The 21,616-nt window shown below is 69.8% G+C and carries 24 protein-coding genes; 3 read left to right on the top strand and 21 right to left on the bottom strand.

All coding sequences use genetic code 11. The features are described from left to right. Positions 1-546: 546 nt before the first annotated feature. The 4 genes from BM109_RS07990 to BM109_RS07975 form a co-directional block, all read right to left on the bottom strand. Entirely contained in the window at positions 547-957 is a 411-nt protein-coding gene (locus BM109_RS07990) for a hypothetical protein (RefSeq protein ID WP_143129115.1), read from the bottom strand. Positions 958-1,145: 188 nt separating this feature from the next. Continuing rightward, positions 1,146-2,069: a cation diffusion facilitator family transporter gene (locus BM109_RS07985; protein WP_093341929.1), complete on the bottom strand. Its 924-nt coding sequence runs from the start codon at positions 2,067-2,069 to the stop codon at positions 1,146-1,148. A 29-nt stretch (positions 2,070-2,098) separates the two neighbouring features. Beyond that, positions 2,099-2,278, bottom strand: a complete 180-nt coding sequence (locus tag BM109_RS07980; protein ID WP_093341927.1) for a DUF3606 domain-containing protein — start codon at positions 2,276-2,278, stop codon at positions 2,099-2,101. 116 nt (positions 2,279-2,394) lie between these two features. Continuing rightward, entirely contained in the window at positions 2,395-3,387 is a 993-nt protein-coding gene (locus tag BM109_RS07975; RefSeq protein WP_093341925.1) for an AraC family transcriptional regulator, read from the bottom strand. Positions 3,388-3,581: 194 nt separating this feature from the next. Here BM109_RS07975 and BM109_RS07970 point away from each other — a divergent pair, with 194 nt between their 5' ends. Further along, positions 3,582-4,643 carry an aldo/keto reductase gene (locus BM109_RS07970; protein WP_093341924.1) on the top strand — a complete coding sequence of 354 codons (1,062 nt, stop codon included), beginning with the start codon at positions 3,582-3,584 and terminating at the stop codon, positions 4,641-4,643. Between the two features lie 34 nt (positions 4,644-4,677). Here BM109_RS07970 and BM109_RS07965 read toward each other — a convergent pair whose 3' ends face one another. The 7 genes from BM109_RS07965 to BM109_RS07935 form a co-directional block, all read right to left on the bottom strand. Further along, the gene (locus tag BM109_RS07965) at positions 4,678-5,898 is read right to left on the bottom strand and encodes an esterase-like activity of phytase family protein (protein WP_093341922.1); all 1,221 of its coding nucleotides are present in this window, start codon (positions 5,896-5,898) and stop codon (positions 4,678-4,680) included. A 96-nt stretch (positions 5,899-5,994) separates the two neighbouring features. Beyond that, positions 5,995-6,858, bottom strand: a complete 864-nt coding sequence (locus tag BM109_RS07960) for an NmrA family NAD(P)-binding protein (protein ID WP_093341921.1) — start codon at positions 6,856-6,858, stop codon at positions 5,995-5,997. Between the two features lie 25 nt (positions 6,859-6,883). Continuing rightward, positions 6,884-7,192, bottom strand: coding sequence for a plasmid stabilization protein (locus tag BM109_RS07955; RefSeq protein ID WP_093342450.1), 309 nt, complete (start codon positions 7,190-7,192; stop codon positions 6,884-6,886). A gap of 182 nt (positions 7,193-7,374) precedes the next feature. Next, positions 7,375-7,995: a methyltransferase domain-containing protein gene (locus BM109_RS07950; RefSeq protein WP_093341920.1), complete on the bottom strand. Its 621-nt coding sequence runs from the start codon at positions 7,993-7,995 to the stop codon at positions 7,375-7,377. After that, positions 7,992-8,774 carry a PIG-L deacetylase family protein gene (locus tag BM109_RS07945; protein WP_093341918.1) on the bottom strand — a complete coding sequence of 261 codons (783 nt, stop codon included), beginning with the start codon at positions 8,772-8,774 and terminating at the stop codon, positions 7,992-7,994. The genes BM109_RS07950 and BM109_RS07945 overlap by 4 nt, the downstream gene beginning before the upstream one ends. Next, on the bottom strand, positions 8,762-9,775 hold the full coding sequence (locus tag BM109_RS07940; RefSeq protein ID WP_093341916.1) for an acyl-CoA dehydrogenase family protein: 1,014 nt from the start codon (positions 9,773-9,775) through the stop codon (positions 8,762-8,764). The genes BM109_RS07945 and BM109_RS07940 overlap by 13 nt, the downstream gene beginning before the upstream one ends. A gap of 139 nt (positions 9,776-9,914) precedes the next feature. After that, the gene (locus BM109_RS07935; protein ID WP_093341915.1) at positions 9,915-10,508 is read right to left on the bottom strand and encodes a DUF4304 domain-containing protein; all 594 of its coding nucleotides are present in this window, start codon (positions 10,506-10,508) and stop codon (positions 9,915-9,917) included. Between the two features lie 115 nt (positions 10,509-10,623). Between BM109_RS07935 and BM109_RS07930 the strand changes: the two genes are divergently transcribed. Further along, on the top strand, positions 10,624-11,142 hold the full coding sequence (locus BM109_RS07930) for a hypothetical protein (RefSeq protein WP_093341913.1): 519 nt from the start codon (positions 10,624-10,626) through the stop codon (positions 11,140-11,142). Here BM109_RS07930 and BM109_RS07925 read toward each other — a convergent pair. From BM109_RS07925 to BM109_RS07880, 10 genes are all read right to left on the bottom strand, one after another. Then, positions 11,108-11,578: a Rid family hydrolase gene (locus BM109_RS07925; RefSeq protein WP_093341911.1), complete on the bottom strand. Its 471-nt coding sequence runs from the start codon at positions 11,576-11,578 to the stop codon at positions 11,108-11,110. The two genes, BM109_RS07930 and BM109_RS07925, sit on opposite strands and share 35 nt — an antisense overlap. Positions 11,579-11,659: 81 nt before the next feature. After that, on the bottom strand, positions 11,660-12,241 hold the full coding sequence (locus BM109_RS07920) for a TetR/AcrR family transcriptional regulator (protein ID WP_093341910.1): 582 nt from the start codon (positions 12,239-12,241) through the stop codon (positions 11,660-11,662). Next, a complete protein-coding gene (locus BM109_RS07915; RefSeq protein ID WP_093341909.1) occupies positions 12,238-12,642 on the bottom strand; it encodes a nuclear transport factor 2 family protein in 405 nt (134 codons plus the stop codon). The genes BM109_RS07920 and BM109_RS07915 overlap by 4 nt, the downstream gene beginning before the upstream one ends. Positions 12,643-12,766: 124 nt before the next feature. Then, a complete protein-coding gene (locus tag BM109_RS07910) occupies positions 12,767-13,294 on the bottom strand; it encodes an RICIN domain-containing protein (protein WP_143129113.1) in 528 nt (175 codons plus the stop codon). A 37-nt stretch (positions 13,295-13,331) separates the two neighbouring features. Continuing rightward, entirely contained in the window at positions 13,332-14,321 is a 990-nt protein-coding gene (locus BM109_RS07905) for a patatin-like phospholipase family protein (protein WP_256222471.1), read from the bottom strand. Positions 14,322-14,635: 314 nt separating this feature from the next. Continuing rightward, a complete protein-coding gene (locus BM109_RS07900; RefSeq protein WP_093341904.1) occupies positions 14,636-15,250 on the bottom strand; it encodes a DUF938 domain-containing protein in 615 nt (204 codons plus the stop codon). Positions 15,251-15,287: 37 nt separating this feature from the next. Then, positions 15,288-16,157 carry an AraC family transcriptional regulator gene (locus tag BM109_RS07895; RefSeq protein WP_093341903.1) on the bottom strand — a complete coding sequence of 290 codons (870 nt, stop codon included), beginning with the start codon at positions 16,155-16,157 and terminating at the stop codon, positions 15,288-15,290. A 68-nt stretch (positions 16,158-16,225) separates the two neighbouring features. Further along, positions 16,226-17,578, bottom strand: a complete 1,353-nt coding sequence (locus BM109_RS07890; protein WP_093341901.1) for an MATE family efflux transporter — start codon at positions 17,576-17,578, stop codon at positions 16,226-16,228. 46 nt (positions 17,579-17,624) lie between these two features. Then, positions 17,625-18,281 carry an alpha-ketoglutarate-dependent dioxygenase AlkB gene (locus tag BM109_RS07885; protein WP_093342449.1) on the bottom strand — a complete coding sequence of 219 codons (657 nt, stop codon included), beginning with the start codon at positions 18,279-18,281 and terminating at the stop codon, positions 17,625-17,627. Beyond that, entirely contained in the window at positions 18,268-20,622 is a 2,355-nt protein-coding gene (locus BM109_RS07880) for an ATP-dependent DNA helicase (RefSeq protein WP_093341900.1), read from the bottom strand. Before BM109_RS07880 ends, BM109_RS07885 begins: the two co-directional genes overlap by 14 nt. A 205-nt stretch (positions 20,623-20,827) precedes the next feature. On the opposite strand from BM109_RS07880, the gene BM109_RS07875 reads away from it, so the two are divergent. Continuing rightward, entirely contained in the window at positions 20,828-21,520 is a 693-nt protein-coding gene (locus BM109_RS07875; RefSeq protein ID WP_093341898.1) for a DUF899 family protein, read from the top strand. Positions 21,521-21,616 lie beyond the last annotated feature (96 nt).

The following is a 21,616-nucleotide window of genomic DNA, read 5'->3' as shown; positions in this document are numbered from 1 at the left end:
AGGGACATGCCGTGCTCGACCTGATGGCGACACGACTTAGCGTTGGAATCTGACGGGAAGCCGTGGGTCCGGCGGCAACGTGCGGGAAAACTACAGTATTCAGAAATCTGACAATCTGTAATACAAATGCACTATTTACAAAGAATAATTGCGGAAATCGTAACGAAGCTGCGTACAGGCCACAGAGCCTCGGCTAGGGAAAAAGCTCGGATGCAAACCAACCTCCAATCCCAATGCAGATGGCTATTTCGTCTTCCAAGTGTTCCTGCGGGCTCGCCCATCTCGAACGCATACCGCGTCGCGCCTGGATGCGCTGGCTCCCGTGGCTGCGCCACTACCAGTGCACGCTGTGCGGCGGCAGGCGCATGGCCTCTGAAAACTCGGTGAACTCCGCCGTGGCTGCCCGTGCGAGCCGCGAAGCCGTCGAGCGACGGTAATCGGCCGGCCCTGACCATCGCCTGAACGGGCGCGCCCGCGGGGCGCGCACTTCTTCACCCGGCCCTCGCGCCGGGGATCTTCGAAACTCTCTCGACCGCCGAGAGAAGCTCAGTCGTAGCGCACGGTCACGAGCGCGACGGCGGCCGCCTGCGCCGCCATCGACAACACCCCACCGTCCTGCCCGATCGACCGCTCGCTGCTTGGCGCGAGCTGCGTCGTGCGCCCCCGCGCGTCGATGAACGCGATCGCCAGCGGCTGCTCGCCGAGCGTATCGACCCGCACGCTGGCGCTGGGCGGATCGATCTCCTGGCGCAGGAAACGGATCTCCATGGTGCGGCCCGTCACGCGGTGAACGAGCGCGCCCGGTCTCGCGTCGACGCGCATCTCGTAAGGCGCGCCGACGATCGCGCCGGTGAAGTGGATGGTCCCGTCGGCGGCCGTGGCCGCCAGCGGCAGAAGGCACAGGGCAAGCATTGCCCGAGGTGCCAGGTTTCGAAGCGTCGACCCGTGATGGTTCACGTTGACTCCCTTCTCGCTGCTCAGTTGGCTCCCTTATTTCTGAACAGAATGAAACCATTCTTTACAAGTGAATGCAAGCAATTGTTTCCGTCATTGCGAGGGGTTGCCAGTCGATCCGGGACGCTGTACGGGGCTGTCACCACGCTGTCGCGCCAGCGTGTTCCGCGCGGCGGCGGCGGCGTCCGCGATCAGGAACGCGGGGCCAGCTCGGGCGGCGCGTCGCTGGCCTCGATGAACAGCCGCTTGATCATCGGAAAGCGCGCGCGCACCTGCCGCTCGATGGCGGCGATGGCCGCGGCGGCTTCGCCGGTGTCGGTGTCGTCCTTGAAATTGACGTCGACGATCGCGAGCACCTGGTCGGGTCCGATGTACATCGACAGCACCCGGCCCACCTCCTCCACGCTGGGCTGCGCCATCGCCAGCTCGCGGATCGCGCGTGCCGTCTCGGGCCGCACGCCCTCCCCGATCAGCAGGCCGCGCGACTGGGCGATCAGCAGCAGCGCCACGCCCGCCAGCAGCAGGCCGATCACCATCGAGGCCGCGCCGTCGAACACCGGCATGTCGAAGCGGTGCCCGAGGTAGATGCCCAGCGCCGCCACCGCGAGGCCGGCCAGCGCGGCCGAATCCTCGGCCAGCACGGTGTAGGTGGTCGGGTCCTTGCTGCGGTCGAGCGCCTGCCAGAACGGCGTGCCGCCGGCCTGGGCGCGGAACTGCCGCAGCGCGATCAGGAAGCTCGTGCCTTCGAACACCGCCGCGGCCGCGAGCACCACGTAGTTCCAGGTCGGATCGCGCAACGGCTCGGGATGGCGGATGTGCTCGATGCCTTCATAGAAGGACACGCCGCCGCCGAGCCCGAAGATCAGCACCGCGACGATCAGGCTCCAGAAGTAGAGCTCCTTGCCGTGGCCGAACGGATGCTCCACGCTCGCCGGGCGCTTGCTCAGGCGCAGGCCGACCAGCAGCAATACGCCGTTGAAGGTATCGACCGACGAATGGATGCCCTCGGACAGCATCGCCGAACTGCCGGTGATGCCGGCCACGACGAACTTCGTGACCGCGATGGCGATGTTGGCGCCGATCGCGCCGTAGATGGCGATGCGGGATTCGGCCATGGGTGGGGCGTGGCCGTACGCCGAGCGGTTCAGGGCAGGCCGAGATAGATGCGCAGGTCGTCCCGCTGGGTGCCGGCCGAGGCGACGGCGGTGCGAAGCCGTTCTTCCGACACGCCGAACCATTCGGTCCAGTAGTCGACTTCCTTGAGATCGGTCACGTCGATCCGGTCATCGTCCCTGGGGATGCGGATCTGAAGGTCTTCGGACATCGGGCGTTCTCCTGCGTTGAAGCCACGCAGTGTCGCGAGCGCGCGGCGCCACGAGGCCGGACGCGGACGACAGCGCGTGCAGGACGGCATCCATGCGCGCGGCGCAGGCAAGAAGCTCAGGCGGCCTCGCGCGAAGCCGCCCCGAGCGCGTCGTTGCCCGCTTCCCCGAGCCAGCGCCGCTTGTCGCGCAGCGGCGGCGCGCCGAACATGCGGCCGTACTCGCGCGCGAACTGCGAGGGACTTTCGTAGCCCACGTCGTGCGCGGCCGTCGCCACGTCGGCGCCGGTCAGCAGCATCAGCCGCCGGGCCTCCTGCAGGCGCAGCTGCTTCTGGTACTGCAGCGGGCTCATCGCGGTCACGGCCTTGAAGTGATGGTGGAACGAGGACACGCTCATGTGCACCGCGCGCGCCATGTCCTCCACCTTCAGCGACTGCGCGAAGTTCACGCGCAGCGCGCTGATCGCCTTGGCCACGCGCTGGGTGTGGCTGTCCTGCAGCGCGATCTGCCGCAGCCGCGCGCCCTCGCCGTTCACCAGCAGCCGGTACATGATCTCGCGCTTGATCAGCGGCGCCATGATCGGCACGTCCTCGGGCGTTTCCAGGAGGCGCAGCAGCCGCAGCACCGGCTCGAGCACCGGCATCGCGATGCGGTTGACGTACATGCCGCGCGAGGCCGGCGCATTGGCCTTGGCCGGCAGCTGCTCGTTGCGGATCAGCTCGCCGATCTCGTCGACCGCGAGTTCGAGCCGCAGGCCCAGGTAGGGCTCCTGCTCGCTGGTCACGCGCACCTGGCCGCACACCGGCAGGTCGACCGAGGTCACCAGGTAGTGCATCGGGTCGTACACGTAGATGTCGTCGCCCACCATGATCCGCTTGGAACCCTGCGCGATCAGGCCCAGCGCCGGCGTCTGCATCGCGTGCTTGGGACCGTCGGGCTTGCTGACGCAGTAGACGAACAGGCCGGGCACCGCGGTGTCGACGGAGCCGTCGCGGCCGCCGGTCACCAGGTTGATCAGGCGCACCAGCTCCTTGCGGGCTTCGTCGAGTTCGGGTTCGAGCGGCAGCGGCGTGCCGATGGCGGAAAGGATGTCGGGGGTTTCGTCGGACATGTGGCGGGGTCCTTGTCACGGTGGAGAAACAAGCGGCTCGAAGCTTAAACCTGCCCTGGCGCCAGCGCGCGCCCGCGGCCATCGGTCTGGAGAATTAGGCAAGACCTTTGCAGGAACGCGCTGGCCCTGGGACGCTGCCCGGCCGGATACTTTTCGCAGCCCTCCGGGCTTCCCAACGCAAAGGAATTCTTTCGATGCAATACCGCAAATTCGGCCGCACCGGCCTCTTCGTCTCCGAACTCTGCCTCGGCACCATGACCTTCGGTGGGTCTTCTGGCATCTGGGGTCAGATCGGCGATCTCCAGCAATCCGACGCCGAGGCGCTGGTCGGCCGCGCGCTCGACGCCGGCATCAACTTCATCGACACCGCCGACGTCTATTCCGAAGGCCAGTCGGAAGTCATCACCGGCCAGGCGCTCAAGAACCTCAAGGTGCCGCGCGACAAGGTGGTGGTGGCGACCAAGGTGCTCGGCGAGACCGGCAGCAAGGGCGTCAACTCGGCCGGCGCCTCGCGCTACCACATCATGGACGGCGTGAAGGCCAGCCTGCAGCGGCTGCAGCTCGACCACATCGACCTCTACCAGATCCACGGCTTCGACCCCGCCACGCGGATCGAGGAAACCGTGGAGGCGCTCGACACCCTGGTGCGCCACGGCCACGTGCGCTACGTCGGCGTGTCGAACTGGGCCGCCTGGCAGATCGTCAAGGCGCTGGGCATCGCCGAACGCAAGGGCCTGGCGCGCTTCGAATCGCTGCAGGCCTACTACACCATCGCGGGCCGCGACCTCGAGCGCGAACTGGTGCCGATGCTGCGCAGCGAGGAGGTCGGCCTGATGGTCTGGAGCCCGCTGGCCGGCGGCTTCCTCAGCGGCAAGTACAGCCGCTCGGGCGAGGCGCAGCAGGCCGAGCAGGGCAGCCGCCGCATCGCCTTCGACTTTCCGCCGGTCGACAAGGAACGCGCCTTCGACTGCATCGACGTCATGCGCGAACTGGCCGAGGCACGCAAGGTCTCGGTGGCGCAGATCGCGCTGGCCTGGCTGCTGCACCAGCCGGTGGTGACCAGCGTGATCATCGGCGCCAAGCGCGTCGACCAGCTCGACGACAACATCGCCGCCACCGCCATCCAGCTCGATGCCGACGAGCTCGCGCGGCTCGACAAGGTCAGCGCGCTGCCGGCCGAGTACCCGGGCTGGATGCTCGAGCGCCAGGGCGGCGTGCGGCGCCAGCGCGTGGCGGATTCGCTGTCGCGCGGCTGAGCCGACGAAAGGGCCGCCACGCGGCGGCCCTGCCCTACTTCTTCGGCTGCACCTCGAAGGCCAGCAGCTGCGTGATCTGGCTCGCGGTGTTGAAGTTGTTGTCCGACACCAGCACCAGCGTGTCGTTGCCGTTGGGCAGCTTCGGTCCCCAGGTGATGCCCTCGATGTTGTCGAGCTTGGCCAGTCCCAGCGTGTTGAGGTCGAGCACCAGGCGCTTGCGCACCGGCTTGTAGTCGGCGCCCACGAGGCTGGCGAGGCCGCGCACGTCGGTGGCACCCTCGGTCTCGATCTCGTAGAGACGGATGTAGTTGCTGTAGTTGCCGTCGGCCGCTTGAACGCCCGCGCGCTCGATCACCAGGAACTGGTGGTCGTTGATCGCGAGCATCTCCGACACGCCGTTGTCGGCGTTCGGGCCCGTGGGCGCCTTGGGGATCGCATCGATCGGATAGGCCACCTGGCGCAGCACCGCGCCCGCGCGGTCGAACTGCGTGAAGCGCGAGACCGCGCCGCTCGTGGGCGTGGGCAAGGGGCCGTCCTCGTAGATCGGCGCTTCCATGCCGACCCACAGGCTCTTGCCGTCGGCCGAGAAGCTCAGCGCCTCGTAGGTCGCGTTGTTGCGAGAGCCCTTCTCCTGCGTCGGCGACATCCTGAACATCGCGGGCGCCGGCAGGATCAGGTTGGCCACGCCGTCGATGGCCATGCGCGCCACGAAGGGATCGAGGCCGCGTGCGCGGTCGCCCTCGCTGCCCCACCACAGGCCGCCGCCCTGCGGATCGATGCGGAACGATTCGGGATCGGCCGCGATGCTGGGGCTGCCGGAGACGTTGGAATAGACATTGCCGTTCATGTCCTTGAGCGCGATCGTCGAACGGAAGCGCACCGAGGAGAAGCGCTGGCCGTCGTAGTCCAGCTCGGCCGTGTGGAAGCGCGACGAGACGCGGTCGTCGCTGAGGAAATACCAGAGCCTGGTGGCCGGGTCGTAATCGACCGCCGAGAGGCCGCCGACCTGCACGCCGTCGATCTTCAGGTCGTTGGCCAGCACCTGTTCGCCGATCAGCCGCACGCTCTGCACGCTGCGCTCGGGTGCGGGCGCCGGCGCGGGTGGCGGCGCCGCGGGCGCGGGCGCCGGTGCCACCGGCAGGAACACGGCGCCGTCGCCACCCCCGCCGCAGGCGGTCAGGACCGTGGCCGCGCAGAGCGCCGCGACCAGAAGACGAAGAGCGGCAGGCTTGAAGGGAGGTGCGAAGGAAGGCATCGGGCGCTGCGCGAGTGGGCGAAGCGCCGGATGCTAGGGAGGGCAGATGACGGTTCGGTGAAGCCGCGCCGACCGCGACAGCAGGAGCGCCCCCGCTCAGCCCGTGTTCCGGCGCACCAGCGCCGCGATGTATTCACGCAGCGAGACGCGCCCGCGCTCGGGGTTCTCGACCTCGTACTTCTTCTCGAGCGTGACGCGCGTCATCGCCGCATAAGAGGCCGCGCCCGCGTCCGAGAAACCCATCGCCTTGAACGCATGCTCCCACTGGCTGCGCGGCGTCTGGACCGCGCGCACCGGCTTGTTCAGCGCCAGCGCGAAGGCCTCGGCCACGTCCGCGCTGGTGTAGGCCTCGGGCCCTTCCACGTGGTGCGGGCCCGAATCCTTGGCCGGCCCTTCCATCAGGCGCGCCGCGAACTGGCCCAGGTCACGCGGCGCCACCATCGGCAGCGCGAAGTCGACCGGGTACATGGTGTGGACCACGCCCTGCTGCTGCGCCGTTTGCAGCGACAGGTCCCAGTTGCTCATGTAGTAGGCCGCGCGGATCACGGCAGTGGGAACCGGCTGGGCCGCGAGCGCCTGCTCCATCTCGTAGAGCACGCCGAGGTCGCCGATGCGCTCGCCGGGCTGCGCGCCATAGGCCGACTCGGCCACGATCTTCTCGAGGTCGGCGCCTTCCACCGCGCGCAGGATGCTGCGCAGGCTGCGCCGTTCCTCGGCCGCGGTGTCGGTCGAGGGTGCCGCGGGCGGGTTCAGCAGGAACAGGCGCTTGCCGCCGGCCAGCACGCGCCGGAAAGCGGCGATGTCGAACACGTCGACCACCGCGACCTTGGCGCCCTTCTTGCGCAGCGCCTCGGTCTTCGCGGCCTGGCGCGTGATGACGGTGACGGGCTGGCCCTTGGCCAGCAGGGCTTCGGCCAGGGCCGAGCCCACGTGGCCGGTGGCTCCGAGGATGATGTGCATGGTGTCTCCGTGAGTGTGCTTGCGCTCAACCGCGCTGTTCGTTGCGCTTGCGCGTGGCCGCGGCCTTGCGCGCCGAAGCCGATCGCGCGGCCGCGGGCCGGCTCGCCGCCGCGGCACCGCCCTTGTGGCCACCCTTGCGCGACGGCGCATGGTTCTCGGCCTTGCCGCGGCCCGAGCCGCTCTTCTTGCCGCCGCCGGTCTCGGCATTGACGGTGGCCCAGGCACGGCGCTCGGCCTCGCCCTTGCCGACGCCGCGTTTCTCGTAGCCGTCCTCGATGTGCTCCGCCTTGCGTTTCTGCTTGTCCGTGTAGGACGACTTGTCGCCTCTTGGCATGGTCATCGCTCCTGTGTGGATGAAGATGAAAACCATGCTGCGCGCGCCGCGTGCACCCCGGGTAAGAAAAGCCAAGCGGCCTGCGTCAGTGCTGTCCGTCGTCGGCGACGCAACAGGGATGCATCGAGGTGTGTGGCGGGCGGTGACGGTTCAGGCCACGTGCGCCCGCGATGGCGATGCAATCAGCGGATGCCTTCGCGCTGGGCGACCGAGCGCGCGTCGCGCGCCCACACCTGCAACACGAAGTCGTCCTCCTCGTGCAGCACCAGCCGCGCCAGGCCGAGCGCGGCCAGTGCGCCGTGCACGTCGGCGGTCGAAAGGCTGCGCTGCGCGAAGTCGGGGCGCCAGTCGCAGGCCACCAGCGTGCCGTCGGCATCCAGCGTGCGTTCGCAGCAGGCGGCCACGCGGTCCATGGCCTCGCGGTCCAGAAAGTAGCCCATCTCGCTGAGCACGATCAGATCGAAACGGCCGGGGCCCGGCTGCGGCTCGAGCGGCCAGTCCTCGGGCAGCGTCTGCTGCCGCACCTCCACATGGCCGAGCCCGGCCGTGCGCCGCCGCGCGGTCGCCACCGCCTGCGGCGAGAAATCGCTCGCGAGCAGCCGGTCGCAGCGCGGGGCCAGTTCCAGCGTGAGTTCGCCGATGCCGCAGCCGGGTTCGAACGCGTCCCGGTAGTGCGGCCGCGGCAATGCGGCGAGCAGCACCGCGCGTTTGCGCGCCTCGTACCAACGCGCGCGCAGCGCATAGGGGTCCTCGCTGGCCGCGTAGAGCGCGTCGAAGTACGGGCGGTGCGTGTCGCCGCTCACAGGAAGACCACTTCGTACGGCCGCTGCGCGCGCGCCAGCGTGGTGGCGCGCAGCACCGGCGGCGCGCCGGTCGATGGATCGCGCCGCAATTGGCTCGTGAAGGCGCGCACCGCGTCGCGCTTGCGCCGCAGCGCCTCGGGGTCGAGCAGCAGGCGCCGTGCGTGCCGCCATGGCATGCGCGCATCCGCGGGGCGCGCCCAGTGCCAGCCCCAGACCGGCACCTCGACCAGCCGCGCGCCCGCGCTCGCGGCCGCCAGCGCGCAGGCCTGGCCCGTGGCCTCGTGGTCGGGATGGCCATCGCGGCGCCAGGTCGTGAAGACCACGTCGCGCGGCCGCAGCAGCGACACCAGCTGCGCCGCCAGCATCGCCTGCATCGCCTGCAGCCCGCCGTCGGGCAGCGCGAGCCGCACCGGCTCGATCGACAGGCCCAGCCGCTCGAGCGCGCGCAGGCTTTCGCGCGGACGGTTGCGCGCCAGCCGTTCGGGCGGCCACACGGCCGATCCGCGATGGCTGGCGGTGCCGTCGGTCACGGCGATCACCACCACCTCGCGGCCCTGCTGCGCGAGCTGCGCCAGCAGGCCGCCGACCGCGAGCACCTCGTCGTCGGGATGCGGCGCCACGACCACGACGCGCGCGCCCGCGGGCACCAGTTGCTCCGCGTCGATGGCGGGCAGCCGTGCCAGCCCAGGCCAGTCGTTCCATTCGTCCTCGGTGGTGCCGTCGCCGCGGATCGCACGGCGGGCCGTGTCGTCGAGTGCCTTGTCCGTCACAGCGCCCATGCGGCACTCCTTTGGTCGAAAACGATCTGGCCCAGCGCGGCCAAGTCGCGCTCGGCATGGCTTTGGCGCAAGTACACCGGCAGGTCGGCCATCGCGCGCGCGAAGCGCGCATCGCGGCACAGCGGCGCGGCGCCGAGCGCGCGGCCCGCGTGGCGCAGCACCGTTTCGGCCGACTGCTCCACCACGAGGCGCGCGTTCAAGGCCACGCGGCGGGCGTCGTCGGCCGGATGGGTGTCGATCCAGTGCGCGGCCTGCTGCAGCACCGCGGCGCCGCCGGCGAGCGCGGCATCGATGGCACCGAGGTGCGCGAGCCGATGCGCGTCGGGCTTGGCGCCCTGGGCCGCGAGCGCGAGCACCTGGCGCGAGATGCCGAGCGCGCCGCCCCACCAGCAGGCCGCGATGCCCGCGCCGCCCTGCCAGAAGCCCGGCCGGCTCACGTAATCGCCCGGCTTGCCGATCGGTACCGCGAGCGCATGGTCGAAATGCACGTCGACGCTCGCGCTCGCCGCCATGCCGACGGCCTCCCAGCCTTCGTCCGAGACACGCACGCCCGGCTGCCGGAGCGACACGGCCGCGAGGCAGGCACGGCCCTCCTCGTCGTGCACGCTGACGATCGCATGCGTGAGACCCGCGGCACCCGAGCACCAGGCCTTGCGCCCGTCGAGCCGCATGGCGCCGGGACAGCCCTCCTCGGGCCGCATGGCGACGCGCGCAGCGGGCGGCTCGGCGCACCAGGTGCCCCAGCGCGAGCCGGGCGGCACGGCCGGGCCATGCAGTTCGGCCAGGATCGCGAGCGCATCGGTGTGGCCTTCGTAGAGCTTGGCCAGCGAGAGATCGTGCGCCGCCACCTCGGCCAACGCGCGCCAGCGCATCAGCGTGCGGCCCTGGGCGGGCCATGGCACGCGGTCGGCGCCGGCTTCGACGAGGCGGGTCAGTGCGGCCGCGGGATCGGCGGGAAGCCGAAGCCTCTCGAGGGTGTCGCTGCTGAGGTCCTCCGTCATGGATCGTGGGCGTCTCTGTGTCTGTGTGGGCCTGTTGAACTCACGCGACCATAGACAGCGCCTTTCCCCCGTCCCGTCGGCAGGCAGCCTCCGGCCTTGTAGGAGCAGCGGTGACGCGCGCCCCACCGGGCGCGATCAGTCAGTCCCCGAGCACCTTCTCGAGATCCGCCTTCAGGCTGGTGGCGCGCTCGGGCGCCTTCGCCAGGCCCGTGTCGACCAGCGTCTGGGCGATCGACCGCTCGCCCAGGTGCACCGCGATCCGCGCGAGGTGCAGCGCCGTGCGCGCATGGATCGCGGTCGGATCGGTCTCGCGCAGCATCTGCACGAAGCCCTGCGGATAGCTGCCGTGCCGCGCGAAGAAGGCGCGTCCGGGCCTGGACCATTCGCTCACGATGAACGCGACCGTCTCCTCGGTTTCCGCCATCGAGCTGCCATAGGCCCAGCCGTAGGCCGGTCCGGGCGGCGGGTCCATGCGGTCGCGGAACACGCAATGCGATTCCTCGATCTCCGTCGGCGCGACCTGGCCACCGCCTTCGGTCGGCAGGAAATCGAGGTGCGCGCCGAGGTTCAGGTAGCACTGCTTGCCGCCGCTCGCGCCCTGCACGTTGAACACGTGGATCACCGGGCCCGCGATGCGTCGCAAGGTCTGGCCCGTGCCCTCGAAGCCTTCGGCCTGGAGCACGGGATAGAGCTGGCGGGTCAGCAGCTTGAGGAAGGCGGCACGGGTGGTCATCGGCTTCGTGGTCGGAGTGGATGGAAGGCGCATTCTGACCGCGCCATCGTGTTCGCTATGCTCGCCCCGCGTTTCAGGAGAACGACGGATGGCAGTGGTGGCACAGGATCAACGGATGGCGGCCTTGCGCGAACTCGGCGTGTCCGCGGCCATGCAGCGGCTCGCATCGGGCGAATGCCTGCACGAGGCCTTCAGGGGCTGCTGCCTCGGACCGCCCTTTTATGCCTACCGCGGCGCCGCGGTGCCCGAGGGCCCGGCGCTGGTGCCGCTGTGGGACCGCGACAGCCGCGTCGCGGCCGTCTGGCGCCAGCACGACGGCCTGGCGTTCATCGAGTTCAGCATCGAGGACCCCGGCGCCTTCGAAGTGCGGGCCCGAACCGAGCAAGGCTTCTGGGCCAGCCGCTTCGACTTCCTCTACGAATGCGACCTCGCCATCGAGACGTTGCAACAGGCGGCCGACTCCGTGGGCTTCCGCTTCCTCGATCGCCACCTGGCATCGCGCGAAGCCGCCGAGGATGTTCTGACGAGCTTCGCGGCGCATCGCGGCTGGCTGCACGCCCTGGTCGCGGAGATCGACCGCGAAGCGGCCGACCCCGGTCTCAGCGCCCGAGCGGCGCGAAGGCCGTCGCCTTGATCTCGACCAGTCCACCTTCGGGGTTCAGCTCGGTGACGGCCAGTTCCACCGCCGCGGGATAAGGCGCCGCGAAGAACTCGTCGCGCACGCGCGCCATGGCCGCGAGCTGGCCGGCCTTGTCCAGGCGCAGCTTCGCGCTGCCGAAGACATGGAACATCTGCAGCTCGACCACGTCGTCGAGCCGCGCGTCGCAGGCGAGCAGCAGGCGCTCGATCTGGCGGAAGACACTGCGCAGCTCATCCTCGAAGCCGGCCTCGTTCATCGCCTCGGTACCGCGCTGGCAGGCCACGATGCCCGAGAGATGGACGACATCGCCGGCGCGTCGCGCGGGTGCGTAGTGGAACTGCGCGACATCCGCCGCGAGCGCGTCGGGGATCACGACCTTGCCGGTGCGCGTGGGAATCTCGCGTATGCCGTCGATGGAAATCGGGTTCATCGTTTCAATGGAATGATTGTTCAAGAATTGGGCAAAAAAAGCGGACCGCGAAGGCCCGCCGTCATGAAACGCAGGCCGGCGTCAAAGCCTCGCGAGCGTCCCCTCCATCGCGTCCTCGAGAAAGGCGCGATCGGGCATCGACTGGCCGAGGATGCGCAGGCCGTAGTAGCTCGCGAGAAAGGCGCGCGCCATCTTCAGCGGCTGCCGCTCGCCGCCGAACTCGCCGTTGCGCTGCCCCACCGCGAACAGGTGGCACAGCAGCTGCTCGAGCCGCACCACGTAGACGCGGCTGATCTCGGCCACCGCCGGGTCCTTGCCCGCGCGGTCCAGCGTCGCGAGCAGCGCCATGCAGCCGCGCCGCTGCCGCGGATCGAGGTCGCCCTCGATGCCCCACAGCATCAGGCCGCGCAGCCGCTCCTTCGCGCTGCCGGGCCCGTTGAGGATGCGCGTCTGCGCCTCGATGCCGAGCTCCTGGTAGCGCAGCAGCGCCTGCTCGTAGAGCTGCTGCTTGCTGCCGAACGCGTTGTAGAGGCTGCCGCGGCCCAGGCCGGTCTGCTGGCACAGCGCCTCGGCCGAGCTGCCGTCGTAGCCGTTCGACCAGAACACGTCCATCGCCGCCTCGACCACGGCGGCGTCGTCGAAGCCGCGCGGCCGGCCGCTCATCGCGTGGCCTCGGCCACGGCCCAGCTGTCCTCGAGCATGTGGTAGCGCACGATCAGGCCGTCGCGTACGCCGATGTCGAAGGCGAAGGCGGTCTCGATCAGCCGGCCGGTGCGCTTCACGCGCGTGGCCAGGTCGCCGAGCACCACGGCACGCCCCTGCCCCACGAGGATGGCGTCGATCGCGAAGCGCTCGGGCGCCACGTGTTCGCGCAACTGGCGGAAGAACTCGGCCACGCCATGCCGGCCGCTCTTGCGGCCGATCCACGGCACGGTTGCCGTGTCGCCGGCGATGAACCAGTCGACGTCCTCGCTGAACAGGCGCGCGATCTCGGTCGCGTCCGCGCCTTCGCGGATCCTGCGAAACAGCGTGTCCACGGTCTCGCGCACGGCGGTGTCGGTCATTTCTGCGTTTCCAAAAAAGAAGGGGCCGGTCCCGTACCGGCCCCTCGAATCGATTCTAGGGCTTACTGTAACGATCGATCAAATATCGACGGCCGATGCCCCCGCTCACGCGAGGGCCGGCGCGTCAGCCCGTCACGGGGATGGGCCTGAACGACCAGACCAGCGGCGTGTAGTTCGCGTAGTCCACGTCGACCACGACCGCGATCGGGTCGGGGATCGTCGGGGCCGCCGCATTGCTGGTACCGATGACCTTGGCATTGAGCTCGTTGCTCACCACGGACTTGCTCTGGATGAACCAGTAGCCGAGGACTTCGCTGGGCATCAGGCACCAGAGTTGGTTCTTGCGCTGGTCCTCGTCCTTGGAGATCGGCGCCACCACCACGTTCTGCTCGGTGGCCAGGGTGAGCACGAAGCCGGTGGTCATGGTCGTCTGCAGGTACCACCAGCCGGGCGCGCCCGCGGGGATGAAGCGCCATGCCTGGTTGGGTCCATCGTTCGGCGGATAGGCGATGACCTGCCGGTTCGGGGCGGGGTTGTTCCCGTAGACGTCGAGGACCAGGCTCGGCTTGCCGAACTGGCCGATGACGAAGGGCTGTTCCGGCGTGATGAAGTAGGCATCGGGTGCAATGAATCCCGGGTCGGTGATCGGCATCATTTCTCCTGTTCGCAATGGGTGGGAATGGCGGCGTTCAGGGCTCGAGCGGCTGATCGCTCGAACCGCCCGGCCAGTACTTGTCGATGAGCTGGTAGGCCGTCTCGAGATCCAGCTTGTTGCCGTGGTCTTCCAGCAGCGAGATGGCCTGCGGGCTCGTGGAGTTCTCGGGGATGAAGCACGGCAGCCGCGGATTGAGGTTGGTGAAGCGGTCCCCGAGCATCAGCTTGGCCAGGGTCGGCATGAGGTTGTCCGAGGTGCCGTTGAGGCACATGTCGAGCATCGGCGAGGACCGCTCCTGGTTCATCAGGAACGGTGTCGTGTTCTCGAACGGATTCGGCACGCCGTCCATCCATTGGCGCGCGCCCCATTCGTAGGTGTTGGGCGCGACCCAGTCGGGCATCAATCCGGTGCCGATGGTGATGGCCGAGATGTCCTCGAGCTTGTGGCCGTTGTGCACGGCCAGCGCGATCGCGGCCATGGTGGGATCGTGGTTGAAGAAGGCGCCATCGACATTGCCTTCGAAGGAATTGAGCTGGCCCGGCATCGAGCCGCTCGAGGTCGCGGCCTTGGCGATGGGGTAGTTCACATGCCCATCGAAGCCGTCCTTCAGGTCGGCCTCGGTCAGCATGTTGGTGACCATCCAGGGCGACCACGGCTTGGGGACCACGATGCCGTCGACCAGTTCGAGACCGCCCACGTTGAAGGTCACGAACAGCACCTTCTTCCGGGTCTCGTCGCCGACCTTCTTGGCGCCGTGCAGCAGGTCCTGCGTCTCGTACACCGACTTGATCGGATAGGCCGGCGCCGTCGGATCGGTGTTCATGTTGTCGTAGAAGTTCAGCTCGCCGTGCGTGAAGAGATGGATGATCTCCTCGGGCGTCTTGCCCGCCAGCAATTCGCTCGTGATGATCGAGCCGGTCGAGCAACCCGCGATCAGGTCGACATCGCGAATCAGGTCGGGCCTGTATTCCTTCAGTCGCTTGAGAATCGTGACCGACATGAGTCCGCGAATTCCGCCGCCCACAAAAGCCAGGATGGTGAATTTCTTTGCCACTGGAAAGACTCCTTTAGGACATATCCCGAGATGGGACGCGGAGTCTCTTCTTCGCCGTCAATCGTCGTCTACGAGTGGATTCCCGCTGAATTGGAATGTTGTACAACCCAATGGATTAGCACCCACGGCAATCCGTTGCGAGAAGAAAGTTCAATGGCGGAATAGATAATTCCGCATCAATTGGATGGTCTATTCGACATGGCGAATGATCGCATTGAAATGCATTCGCCGGAATTGAGATTGCAGCTTTCGATTGGCAGATCGATGTGACGGTATCGTGACCGTCAACGCCCGAACACCAGCAGCAGATTGTTCGCCGGCATCTCGTGCCGCGCGTGCAGGCGCAGCCCCGCATCGCGCGCCTGCGCTTCCACGTCCTTCAACGGGCGGATGCCCCAGGCCGGGTCGCGCTCGCGCAGGCTCCGGTCGAACGCGAGGTTGCTCGGCGCCGGCACCGTGCCTTCCTCGAAGTAAGGCCCGTAGGTGACCAGCACGCCCTCGGGCCGCAGATGCCGCGCCGCGCCTTGCATCAGCGCGGCACAGGTGGCCCATGGAGAGATATGCAGCATGTTCGCGCAGTAGATCGCATCGAAATCCTGCGCGAAGGCCACTCCCTGCGAGGGCCAGGGTGCATCCATCACGTCGAGCAGCACCGGCGGCTTGAGCCCGGGCAGTCCGGCCTGCTCGACGCGGCGCGCGAGCGCGGGCAGCGCGCGCGCATCGGCATCGCTGGTCTGCCAGGTCCAGCCGGGCAAGGCCGTTGCGAACCACTCGGCATGCTGGCCGGTGCCCGAGGCGATCTCGAGCGCCGCGCCCTCGTCGCCGAGGAGGTCGCGCAGCCGCTCGAGGATCGGTTGCTTGTTGCGGTCGGCGGCGGGGCTGAAGGAAAGATCGGACATGCGGTGCTCGGTGGCGATGGGCGGGAGCCGGAGGCTATCAGCCCTCGACCGGCACGTGGAAATCGATCACCGCGCCGGGCCGCGTGGGTTCGAACTTGCCGTCGTACAACTCGAAGTCCGGGCTGTCGGCCAGCTTGAGGCCCGAGGCCGGGATCAGTTGGCCCCAGATGGTCGCCATCGCGTTCTTCACCTGCGGGTGCAGGGCCGATCCGTCGAGCGTGATGCGGAACACCGCATAGGTCGCGGCCGGGATGCGCTTCTCGCTGAAGCCCGCGGGCAAGGTGCTGCCGGGCGCGATGCCCACGCCCGCCATGTAGTCGAAGCTGCCCTCCTCCCGGTCGACGCTCCAGACCGCGCCATAGGTGGCCCAGCTCGGTTCCTGGCCCTTGAACGGCAAGGCGCCGATCAGGGCGGACCACAGTTGCGGAATCTCGGCGCGGCTCTCCTGGTCGAAGCGCCGGGCCGGGCCGGCGATGCTGAAGGCCTCGAGGCGCACGAGGTCGGGCAGCCGGGTCACGGCGGTGGAGGTGCTGGTGGGCAGGTTCATGGGATATTGGCCTTCGATGGGTGTGAGCGCGAAGCCGGCACGAAAGCGGCCGGGCGACACGCCGAAGATGCGCTTGAACGCGCGGGTGAATGCTTCCTGCGACTCGAAGCCGCAATCGAGCGCGAGCTCGACGAGCTTGAGCTCCGGCTCGTCGCAGAGCCGGCGCGCGCCGCGCACCAGCCGGCGGCCACGCACATAGGCCATCACGCTGCGGCCCATGCGCGCGGTGAAGAGCCGCGAGAAGTGATACGGCGACAGTCCCGCCTGCTGCGCGATGCGATCGAGCGTGAGCGTGTCGTCGAGCCGCGCCTCGATCCAGGCGATGAGCTCGGCGATCAGGTCAGGGGTGGGTCGGTCCATGCCGCGATCATCGGCCACGCGGGCGCGGCGCGTCCTGACCGAACTTGCTGTCCGGCCCTTCGGGTTCGCTAGATCAGCCGCTGGATCGGCTTGCGCTTCCACACGCCGTGGAAGTACAGCGCCTGCAGCCCCAGCGCCACTAGGTAGGTCAGCGGATAGGCGACCCAGACGCCGCGCAAACCGAGCGCCTGCTGCAGCACCCAGGCCAGCGGAAACAGCAGCACGGCCAAGCAGCCCAGCGAGATCGTCGTGGGCACGCGCACGGTGCCGGCCGCGCGCATCACGCTCGTGAACACGCTCGCCATACCGAAGGCCACGCTGCCCCAGACCGTGATGCGCAGCACCGAGGCCGCGAGTTCGATCACGGCGGGGTCGTTGCTGAACAGGCTCACCGCGAGCGGCGCCGCCAGCGACACCAGCGCGGCCAGCCCAGCCGTGAGCGCGAGGTTCATCCACAGGCCCACGCGCTTCACGTGGTCGATCTCGTCCAGGCGGCCGGCACCGATGGCCTGCGCCGCGAACACCGAGGCGGCGATGGCGATCGACATCGCCGGGAACTGCACATAGGCCATCACCTGGCCCACCGTGCCCCAGGCAGCCGTCGCGCCGGGGCCATGGCGGTTCACCAGCGACAGCAGCATCGCGTCGGCCAGCGAACTCGTGATGAAGAAGAGCCCGGTGGGCACGCCGAGCCGCGCCACCGTCGCGAGCACGGGCGCGTTCCAGCGCAGGTGCTCACGCAGCTTCGCGGGTGCGAGCAGGCTGTTCTTGCGATGCAGGTGCCAGGCCAGCCATAGCACGGCCAGTGCGTTGCCCGTCATGCTGGCCCAGGCCGCGCTCTGGGTGCCGAGCCGCGGCAGCCCGAGCCAGCCGAGGATGAAGGCCGGCGTCAGCAGCACCCAGACCGAGGACGCCACGGCGAGCGCCTTGAGCGGCGTCACCGTGTCGCCCAGGCCGCGCAGCAGCGCCGCCAGCATCAGGTGCACGAACAGCACGGGCATCGCGGCGAACAGCACGCGCGCATAGCCCACGGCATCGGCGAGCACGTCGCCCGGCGTGCCCAGCGCCTGCAGCACCGGGCCGATCCCCGCCGCGCCGATGCCCGCGATGACGCACGACAGCAGCAAGGTGCCCAGCAGCACCGAGCCCGCGACGCGCCGCACCTTGTCCGTGTCGCGCGCACCCCAGGCCTGGCCCACGAGCACCGAGGCGCCCGTGCCCAGCCCGATCGCGAAGGCCATGCAGCACATGAAGAGCGGAAAGAAGCTGACCGCCGCGGCCAGCGCACGCGTGCCGAGCAGCTTGCCCAGGTAGATCGTGATGGCCGTGCCGCCGAGCGCCTGCAGCACGTTGGTCAGGACCAGAGGGCCGAGGAAGACCAGGAAGCGTTGCCAGAGGGGGCGGGTGGAAGTGGACTCCATGGGGGGCGGATCGTAGCGCGCGCCCTGCCCCGGCCTCCGGCGTGCCTCAGCGGTCGTCGTCGTGCCACGCCGGGCCGGGCGCGCCCACCCTGCGCCGCGAGCGCGTGCGCAAGGTGATCGAGTAGCGCAGCGCCGGCGTCGGCGCGATCGCGTGCTGCCATTCCCAGCGCGCCGCGCCGCGCAGCAGGTAGATCGAGCGCGGCTCGATCCCCAGCTGAACCATGGGATCGTTGGCCGCGTAGTGGCCGTCGCGCCGGTAGGGCCGCAGCTGCATCACGGCGTCGCCGCGCAGCGAGATGCCGACGATGTGCTCGAAGTCGGGCACGTCGCGGTGCCAGCCCAGCGGCGTGCCGGGCTGGTACTCGGAGATCAGCGCATGGGTGAGCTCGGCCTCGTCGATGCCGGCCCAGGCCGCGGCGCGGCGGCGCAGCGGATGCAGCGATTCGGGCAGCGGCGCACCGGGCAGCAGCCGGTTGGCATCGAAGTCGTAGCGGCCGCCGAAGCCGATGCCGCGGCGGCGCGCGGTGTAGGCCTTGTAGCGCATCTCGCGCAGCGTGAAGCCACCGACGATGGCCAGCAGCTCGGCCTCCTCGGCGCGGCTCAGGAACTCCGGCGCATAGCGCAGCCCGTCGATGGCCGCGACCGGCGCGGCACCGAACAGGTCGGGCTGCGCATCGTGCTCGATGCGTCTAGCGGCGCGCATCGTCGCCCCTCCCCGGCCCACCTTGGCCACCCTGCCCGCCAAGGCGCACCTCCCACCAGCGCGGCAGCAGCTCGCGGATCTCGGCGCGCGAGAAGCGGTCGTCGAGCAGGTGCAGCACGCCCTCGTCCTCCTCGGTGCGGATCACGCGCCCCGCGGCCTGCACCACCTTCTGCAGGCCCGGGTAGAGGTAGGTGTACTCGTAGCCCTTGCCGAAGCGCGCGTCCATGCGCTCGCGCGTGATCTCGTTGAGCGCGTTGTATTGCGGCAGCCCGAGGCTCGCGACGAAGGCGCCCACGAGGCGCGTGCCCGGCAGGTCGATGCCCTCGCCGAAAGCGCCGCCGAGCACCGCGAAGCCGATGCCGCGGCCGCCGACGGCGAAGCGCTCGACGAAGGCCTGGCGGTCGGCCTCGGGCATGCCGCGGGTCTGGCTCCACACGGGCACCTCGGGATGCCGCGCGACGAAGGCGGCGCAGGCCTGCTCGAGGTAGTCGAAGCTGCTGAAGAAGGCCAGGTAGTTGCCGGGCCGGCGCGCGTACTGGCTGCCGATGATGCCGGCCACGCTGCGCAGCGAGTGCGCGCGGTCGCGCCAGCGCGTGGAAACATCCATCGCCACCTCGACATGGAGCTGGCGGCCGCTGAACGGCGAGGCTACGTCGAGCTCGGCCACGTCCTCGGGCAGGCCCAGCGCATCGCGGTAGAACGGAAACGGCGAGAGCGTGCCCGAGAAGCAGACGGCCGAGGCGGCATCGGCGAAGCGGCCTTCGAGAAAGGGCGCGGGCACGAGGTTGCGGATGGCCAGCCCGCGCGAGCCGTTCGGCCCCAGCGTGCGCTCGAACACCGAGTGGTCGCCGAAGCTCTCGGCCAGCCGCGCGAAATGCAGCGCATCGAAGAAGAAGCGCTGCAGCGGGCCCTGCGCCGCATCGGGCGTGGCCGCGAAGTGCTCGGCCATGGCGGTGTTGGCGGCCTGCAGGCTGCGCGCGAAGCGCTCGGGGATCTCGTCGGCGGTCTCGTAGTCGACCGCGTTGGCCTGCTGCGCCTCCTGCAGCGCGCCCCATTCGCGGTGCAGCCGCGCGAGCGGGCCGCGCACGGCGGCCGGCGCGGCGCGATGCGCCTCCTCGAGCGCGCCGTCGTCGAGCGGCGCGGTGTACATGCCGCGCGCGCGCTCCAGCAGGTTGTGGGCCTCGTCGACCAGCAGCGCCGCGCGCCATTCGCGCTCCTTCATGGTGGCCCAGAGGAAGGCGCTGCCGTCGAAGTAGTAGTTGTAGTCGCCGACCACCACGTCGCTCCAGTGGGCCATTTCCTGCCCGAGGAAATAGGGGCAGACCTCGTGCGCGAGCGCGATGCGGCGCAGCGCCGGGCGGTCGAGCCAGGCGGCGCGCGCGGCCTCGGCGCGCGCTGCCGGCAGCCGGTCGTAGAAGCCCTTGGCGAGCGGACAGGCATCGCCATGGCAGGCCCGGCCCGGGTGCTCGCAGACCTTTTCGCGCGCGGTCAGCTCGAGCACGCGCAGCGGATCGGCCGGCGCCTTGCCGCCCGCGGCGGCCTGGCGTTCGAGCAGCCGCAGCGCCTCGAGCGCGATCGCGCGGCCCGAGGTCTTGGCCGTGAGAAAGAACACCTTGTCGACGCGGCCGGCCGCGCGCGCCTTGAGCAGCGGGAACAGCGTGGCCAGCGTCTTGCCGATGCCGGTGGGCGCCTGCGCCATCAGGCAGTGGCCCTTCGAGGCCGCGCGGTAGACGGCCTCGGCGAGCTCGCGCTGGCCCGTGCGGAAGGCGCCATGCGGAAAGGCCAGCGCGCCCAGCAGGTCCGCCAGCGCCGCGTGATGCCGGCCCTCGCGCTCGGCCCAGGCGATGTAGCGACCGCAGAGGTCCTCGAAGTGGGCCTGAAGTTCCTCGCGCGTGTGCAGTTCCTCGAGCACGGTTTCCTCGCCGCTCGCGAGGTCGAGGTAGACCAGCGCCACGGTGATCGCCGCATGGCCGTCGGCTTCGCAGAGCATCCAGCCATAGCAGCGCGCCTGCGCCCAGTGCAGCGCGCGGTGGTTGCCGCGGATGGCGTCGAAGTCGCCGCGGAAGGTCTTGATCTCCTCGACGCGGGCACTGCCCGACTGCAGCTCGTAGCCGTCGGCGCGGCCGCGCACCAGCAGGGCGCCGCATTCGGACTGCAGCGCGACCTCGCTCTGGTAGTGCTCGCCGCGCCGCCCCTGCACCAGCGCGTGGCCCGCCATGCCCTCCTGCGCGCTGGGCGCGGGCACGAAGCGCAGGTCGAGGTCGCCGGCCTTCGCGCCGAAGGCGCACAGCGCCTTGACGGAGACGGGCGCAACGGTGGCGCAGAGGGCTTCGCGGGACATCGGCGTGGAGGTTCGACAGGACGCAGCGGCCGCCAGTATATGGATATTCATCCAGTGTGCTGGTGGAATTCACAGTATCCCTGCCGGCGCGTAGGCTGGGGCGCACGGGCGTTTCCGGGCCGAACCGGCAGCGGCGCCCTGTCCGGAAGGGTCCGATGTGCCACCGCCTTCGCCTCGCCTGTCCGACTTCCGAAAGGAGACACCGATGACTACCCTGAAACCCGCCACCGAACTCGCCGCCGCCGCGAGCCGCCCGTACCCCAACGACAGCGCGGCCTACCGCCAGGCCCGCACCGCCCTGCTCGCCGAGGAGATCGAGCTGCGCCGCCACGTCGAGCGCGTGGCCGCCCAGCGCCGCGAACTGCCGCTGGGCGGCGAGCCACCGCCCTACCGCTTCCGCGACGAGAACGGCCGCACGGTCGGGCTCGACCACCTGTTCGGCGACCACGACACCCTGGTCACTTACTTCTGGATGTACGGCCCGCAGCGCGAGCGGCCCTGCCCGATGTGCACCGCCTTCCTGGGCGCGCTCGACGTGCCGGTGCGCGACATCGCGCAGAAGGTGGCGTTCGCGGTGCTCGGCCGCTCGCCGGTGGCGCGCCAGCTGGCCTTCGCGCGCGAGCGCGGCTGGCGCAACCTGCCGTTCTACGAGGCGGTCGGCGACGACTTCGCGCGCGACTACCGGGGCCTTGCGCCCGACGGCAGCGAATGGCCGGCGCTCGACGTCTGGGTCCGGCGCGAGGGCCGCGTGCATCACTTCTGGGCGCCGGAGCTGGCCGAAACCGCCGACCCGGGCCAGGATCCGCGCCTCGCGGTCGATCCCACGCCGCTGTGGAACATCCTCGACCTGACGCCGGCCGGCCGCGGCAGCGACTGGTATCCGCGGCTAGAGTACTGAGCGCCGGGGGAGGCCCGCGGCCTCTCCTCCCCTCCTCTTCCCTCGCGCCTTGCCGCCGTTCCGGGGCCGGGCGGGCGGCCGCGCGCCGCCCGTCCC

This window comes from Variovorax sp. PDC80, assembly GCF_900115375.1.
Classification (GTDB): Bacteria; Pseudomonadota; Gammaproteobacteria; order Burkholderiales; family Burkholderiaceae_C; genus Variovorax.
The sequence above is the reverse complement of the archived record's forward strand: the minus strand, read 5'-3'. Positions and strand labels throughout refer to the sequence as shown.

Coding starts and splice junctions, on each gene's coding strand:
- BM109_RS07955 (WP_093342450.1), bottom strand. CDS start 7,192: ATGCCAAGAGGCGACAAGTCGTCCTACACGGACAAGCAGAAACGCAAG.
- BM109_RS07925 (WP_093341911.1), bottom strand. CDS start 11,578: ATGAACCCGATTTCCATCGACGGCATACGCGAGATTCCCACGCGCACC.
- BM109_RS07880 (WP_093341900.1), bottom strand. CDS start 20,622: ATGTCCCGCGAAGCCCTCTGCGCCACCGTTGCGCCCGTCTCCGTCAAG.
- BM109_RS07900 (WP_093341904.1), bottom strand. CDS start 15,250: ATGTCCGATCTTTCCTTCAGCCCCGCCGCCGACCGCAACAAGCAACCG.
- BM109_RS07975 (WP_093341925.1), bottom strand. CDS start 3,387: ATGTCCGACGAAACCCCCGACATCCTTTCCGCCATCGGCACGCCGCTG.
- BM109_RS07960 (WP_093341921.1), bottom strand. CDS start 6,858: ATGCACATCATCCTCGGAGCCACCGGCCACGTGGGCTCGGCCCTGGCC.
- BM109_RS07875 (WP_093341898.1), top strand. CDS start 20,828: ATGACTACCCTGAAACCCGCCACCGAACTCGCCGCCGCCGCGAGCCGC.
- BM109_RS07930 (WP_093341913.1), top strand. CDS start 10,624: ATGGCGGCCTTGCGCGAACTCGGCGTGTCCGCGGCCATGCAGCGGCTC.
- BM109_RS07935 (WP_093341915.1), bottom strand. CDS start 10,508: ATGACCACCCGTGCCGCCTTCCTCAAGCTGCTGACCCGCCAGCTCTAT.
- BM109_RS07985 (WP_093341929.1), bottom strand. CDS start 2,069: ATGGCCGAATCCCGCATCGCCATCTACGGCGCGATCGGCGCCAACATC.
- BM109_RS07885 (WP_093342449.1), bottom strand. CDS start 18,281: ATGCGCGCCGCTAGACGCATCGAGCACGATGCGCAGCCCGACCTGTTC.
- BM109_RS07910 (WP_143129113.1), bottom strand. CDS start 13,294: ATGCCGATCACCGACCCGGGATTCATTGCACCCGATGCCTACTTCATC.
- BM109_RS07895 (WP_093341903.1), bottom strand. CDS start 16,157: ATGGACCGACCCACCCCTGACCTGATCGCCGAGCTCATCGCCTGGATC.
- BM109_RS07965 (WP_093341922.1), bottom strand. CDS start 5,898: ATGCCTTCCTTCGCACCTCCCTTCAAGCCTGCCGCTCTTCGTCTTCTG.
- BM109_RS07980 (WP_093341927.1), bottom strand. CDS start 2,278: ATGTCCGAAGACCTTCAGATCCGCATCCCCAGGGACGATGACCGGATC.
- BM109_RS07940 (WP_093341916.1), bottom strand. CDS start 9,775: ATGACGGAGGACCTCAGCAGCGACACCCTCGAGAGGCTTCGGCTTCCC.
- BM109_RS07915 (WP_093341909.1), bottom strand. CDS start 12,642: ATGACCGACACCGCCGTGCGCGAGACCGTGGACACGCTGTTTCGCAGG.
- BM109_RS07890 (WP_093341901.1), bottom strand. CDS start 17,578: ATGGAGTCCACTTCCACCCGCCCCCTCTGGCAACGCTTCCTGGTCTTC.
- BM109_RS07970 (WP_093341924.1), top strand. CDS start 3,582: ATGCAATACCGCAAATTCGGCCGCACCGGCCTCTTCGTCTCCGAACTC.
- BM109_RS07945 (WP_093341918.1), bottom strand. CDS start 8,774: ATGGGCGCTGTGACGGACAAGGCACTCGACGACACGGCCCGCCGTGCG.
- BM109_RS07920 (WP_093341910.1), bottom strand. CDS start 12,241: ATGAGCGGCCGGCCGCGCGGCTTCGACGACGCCGCCGTGGTCGAGGCG.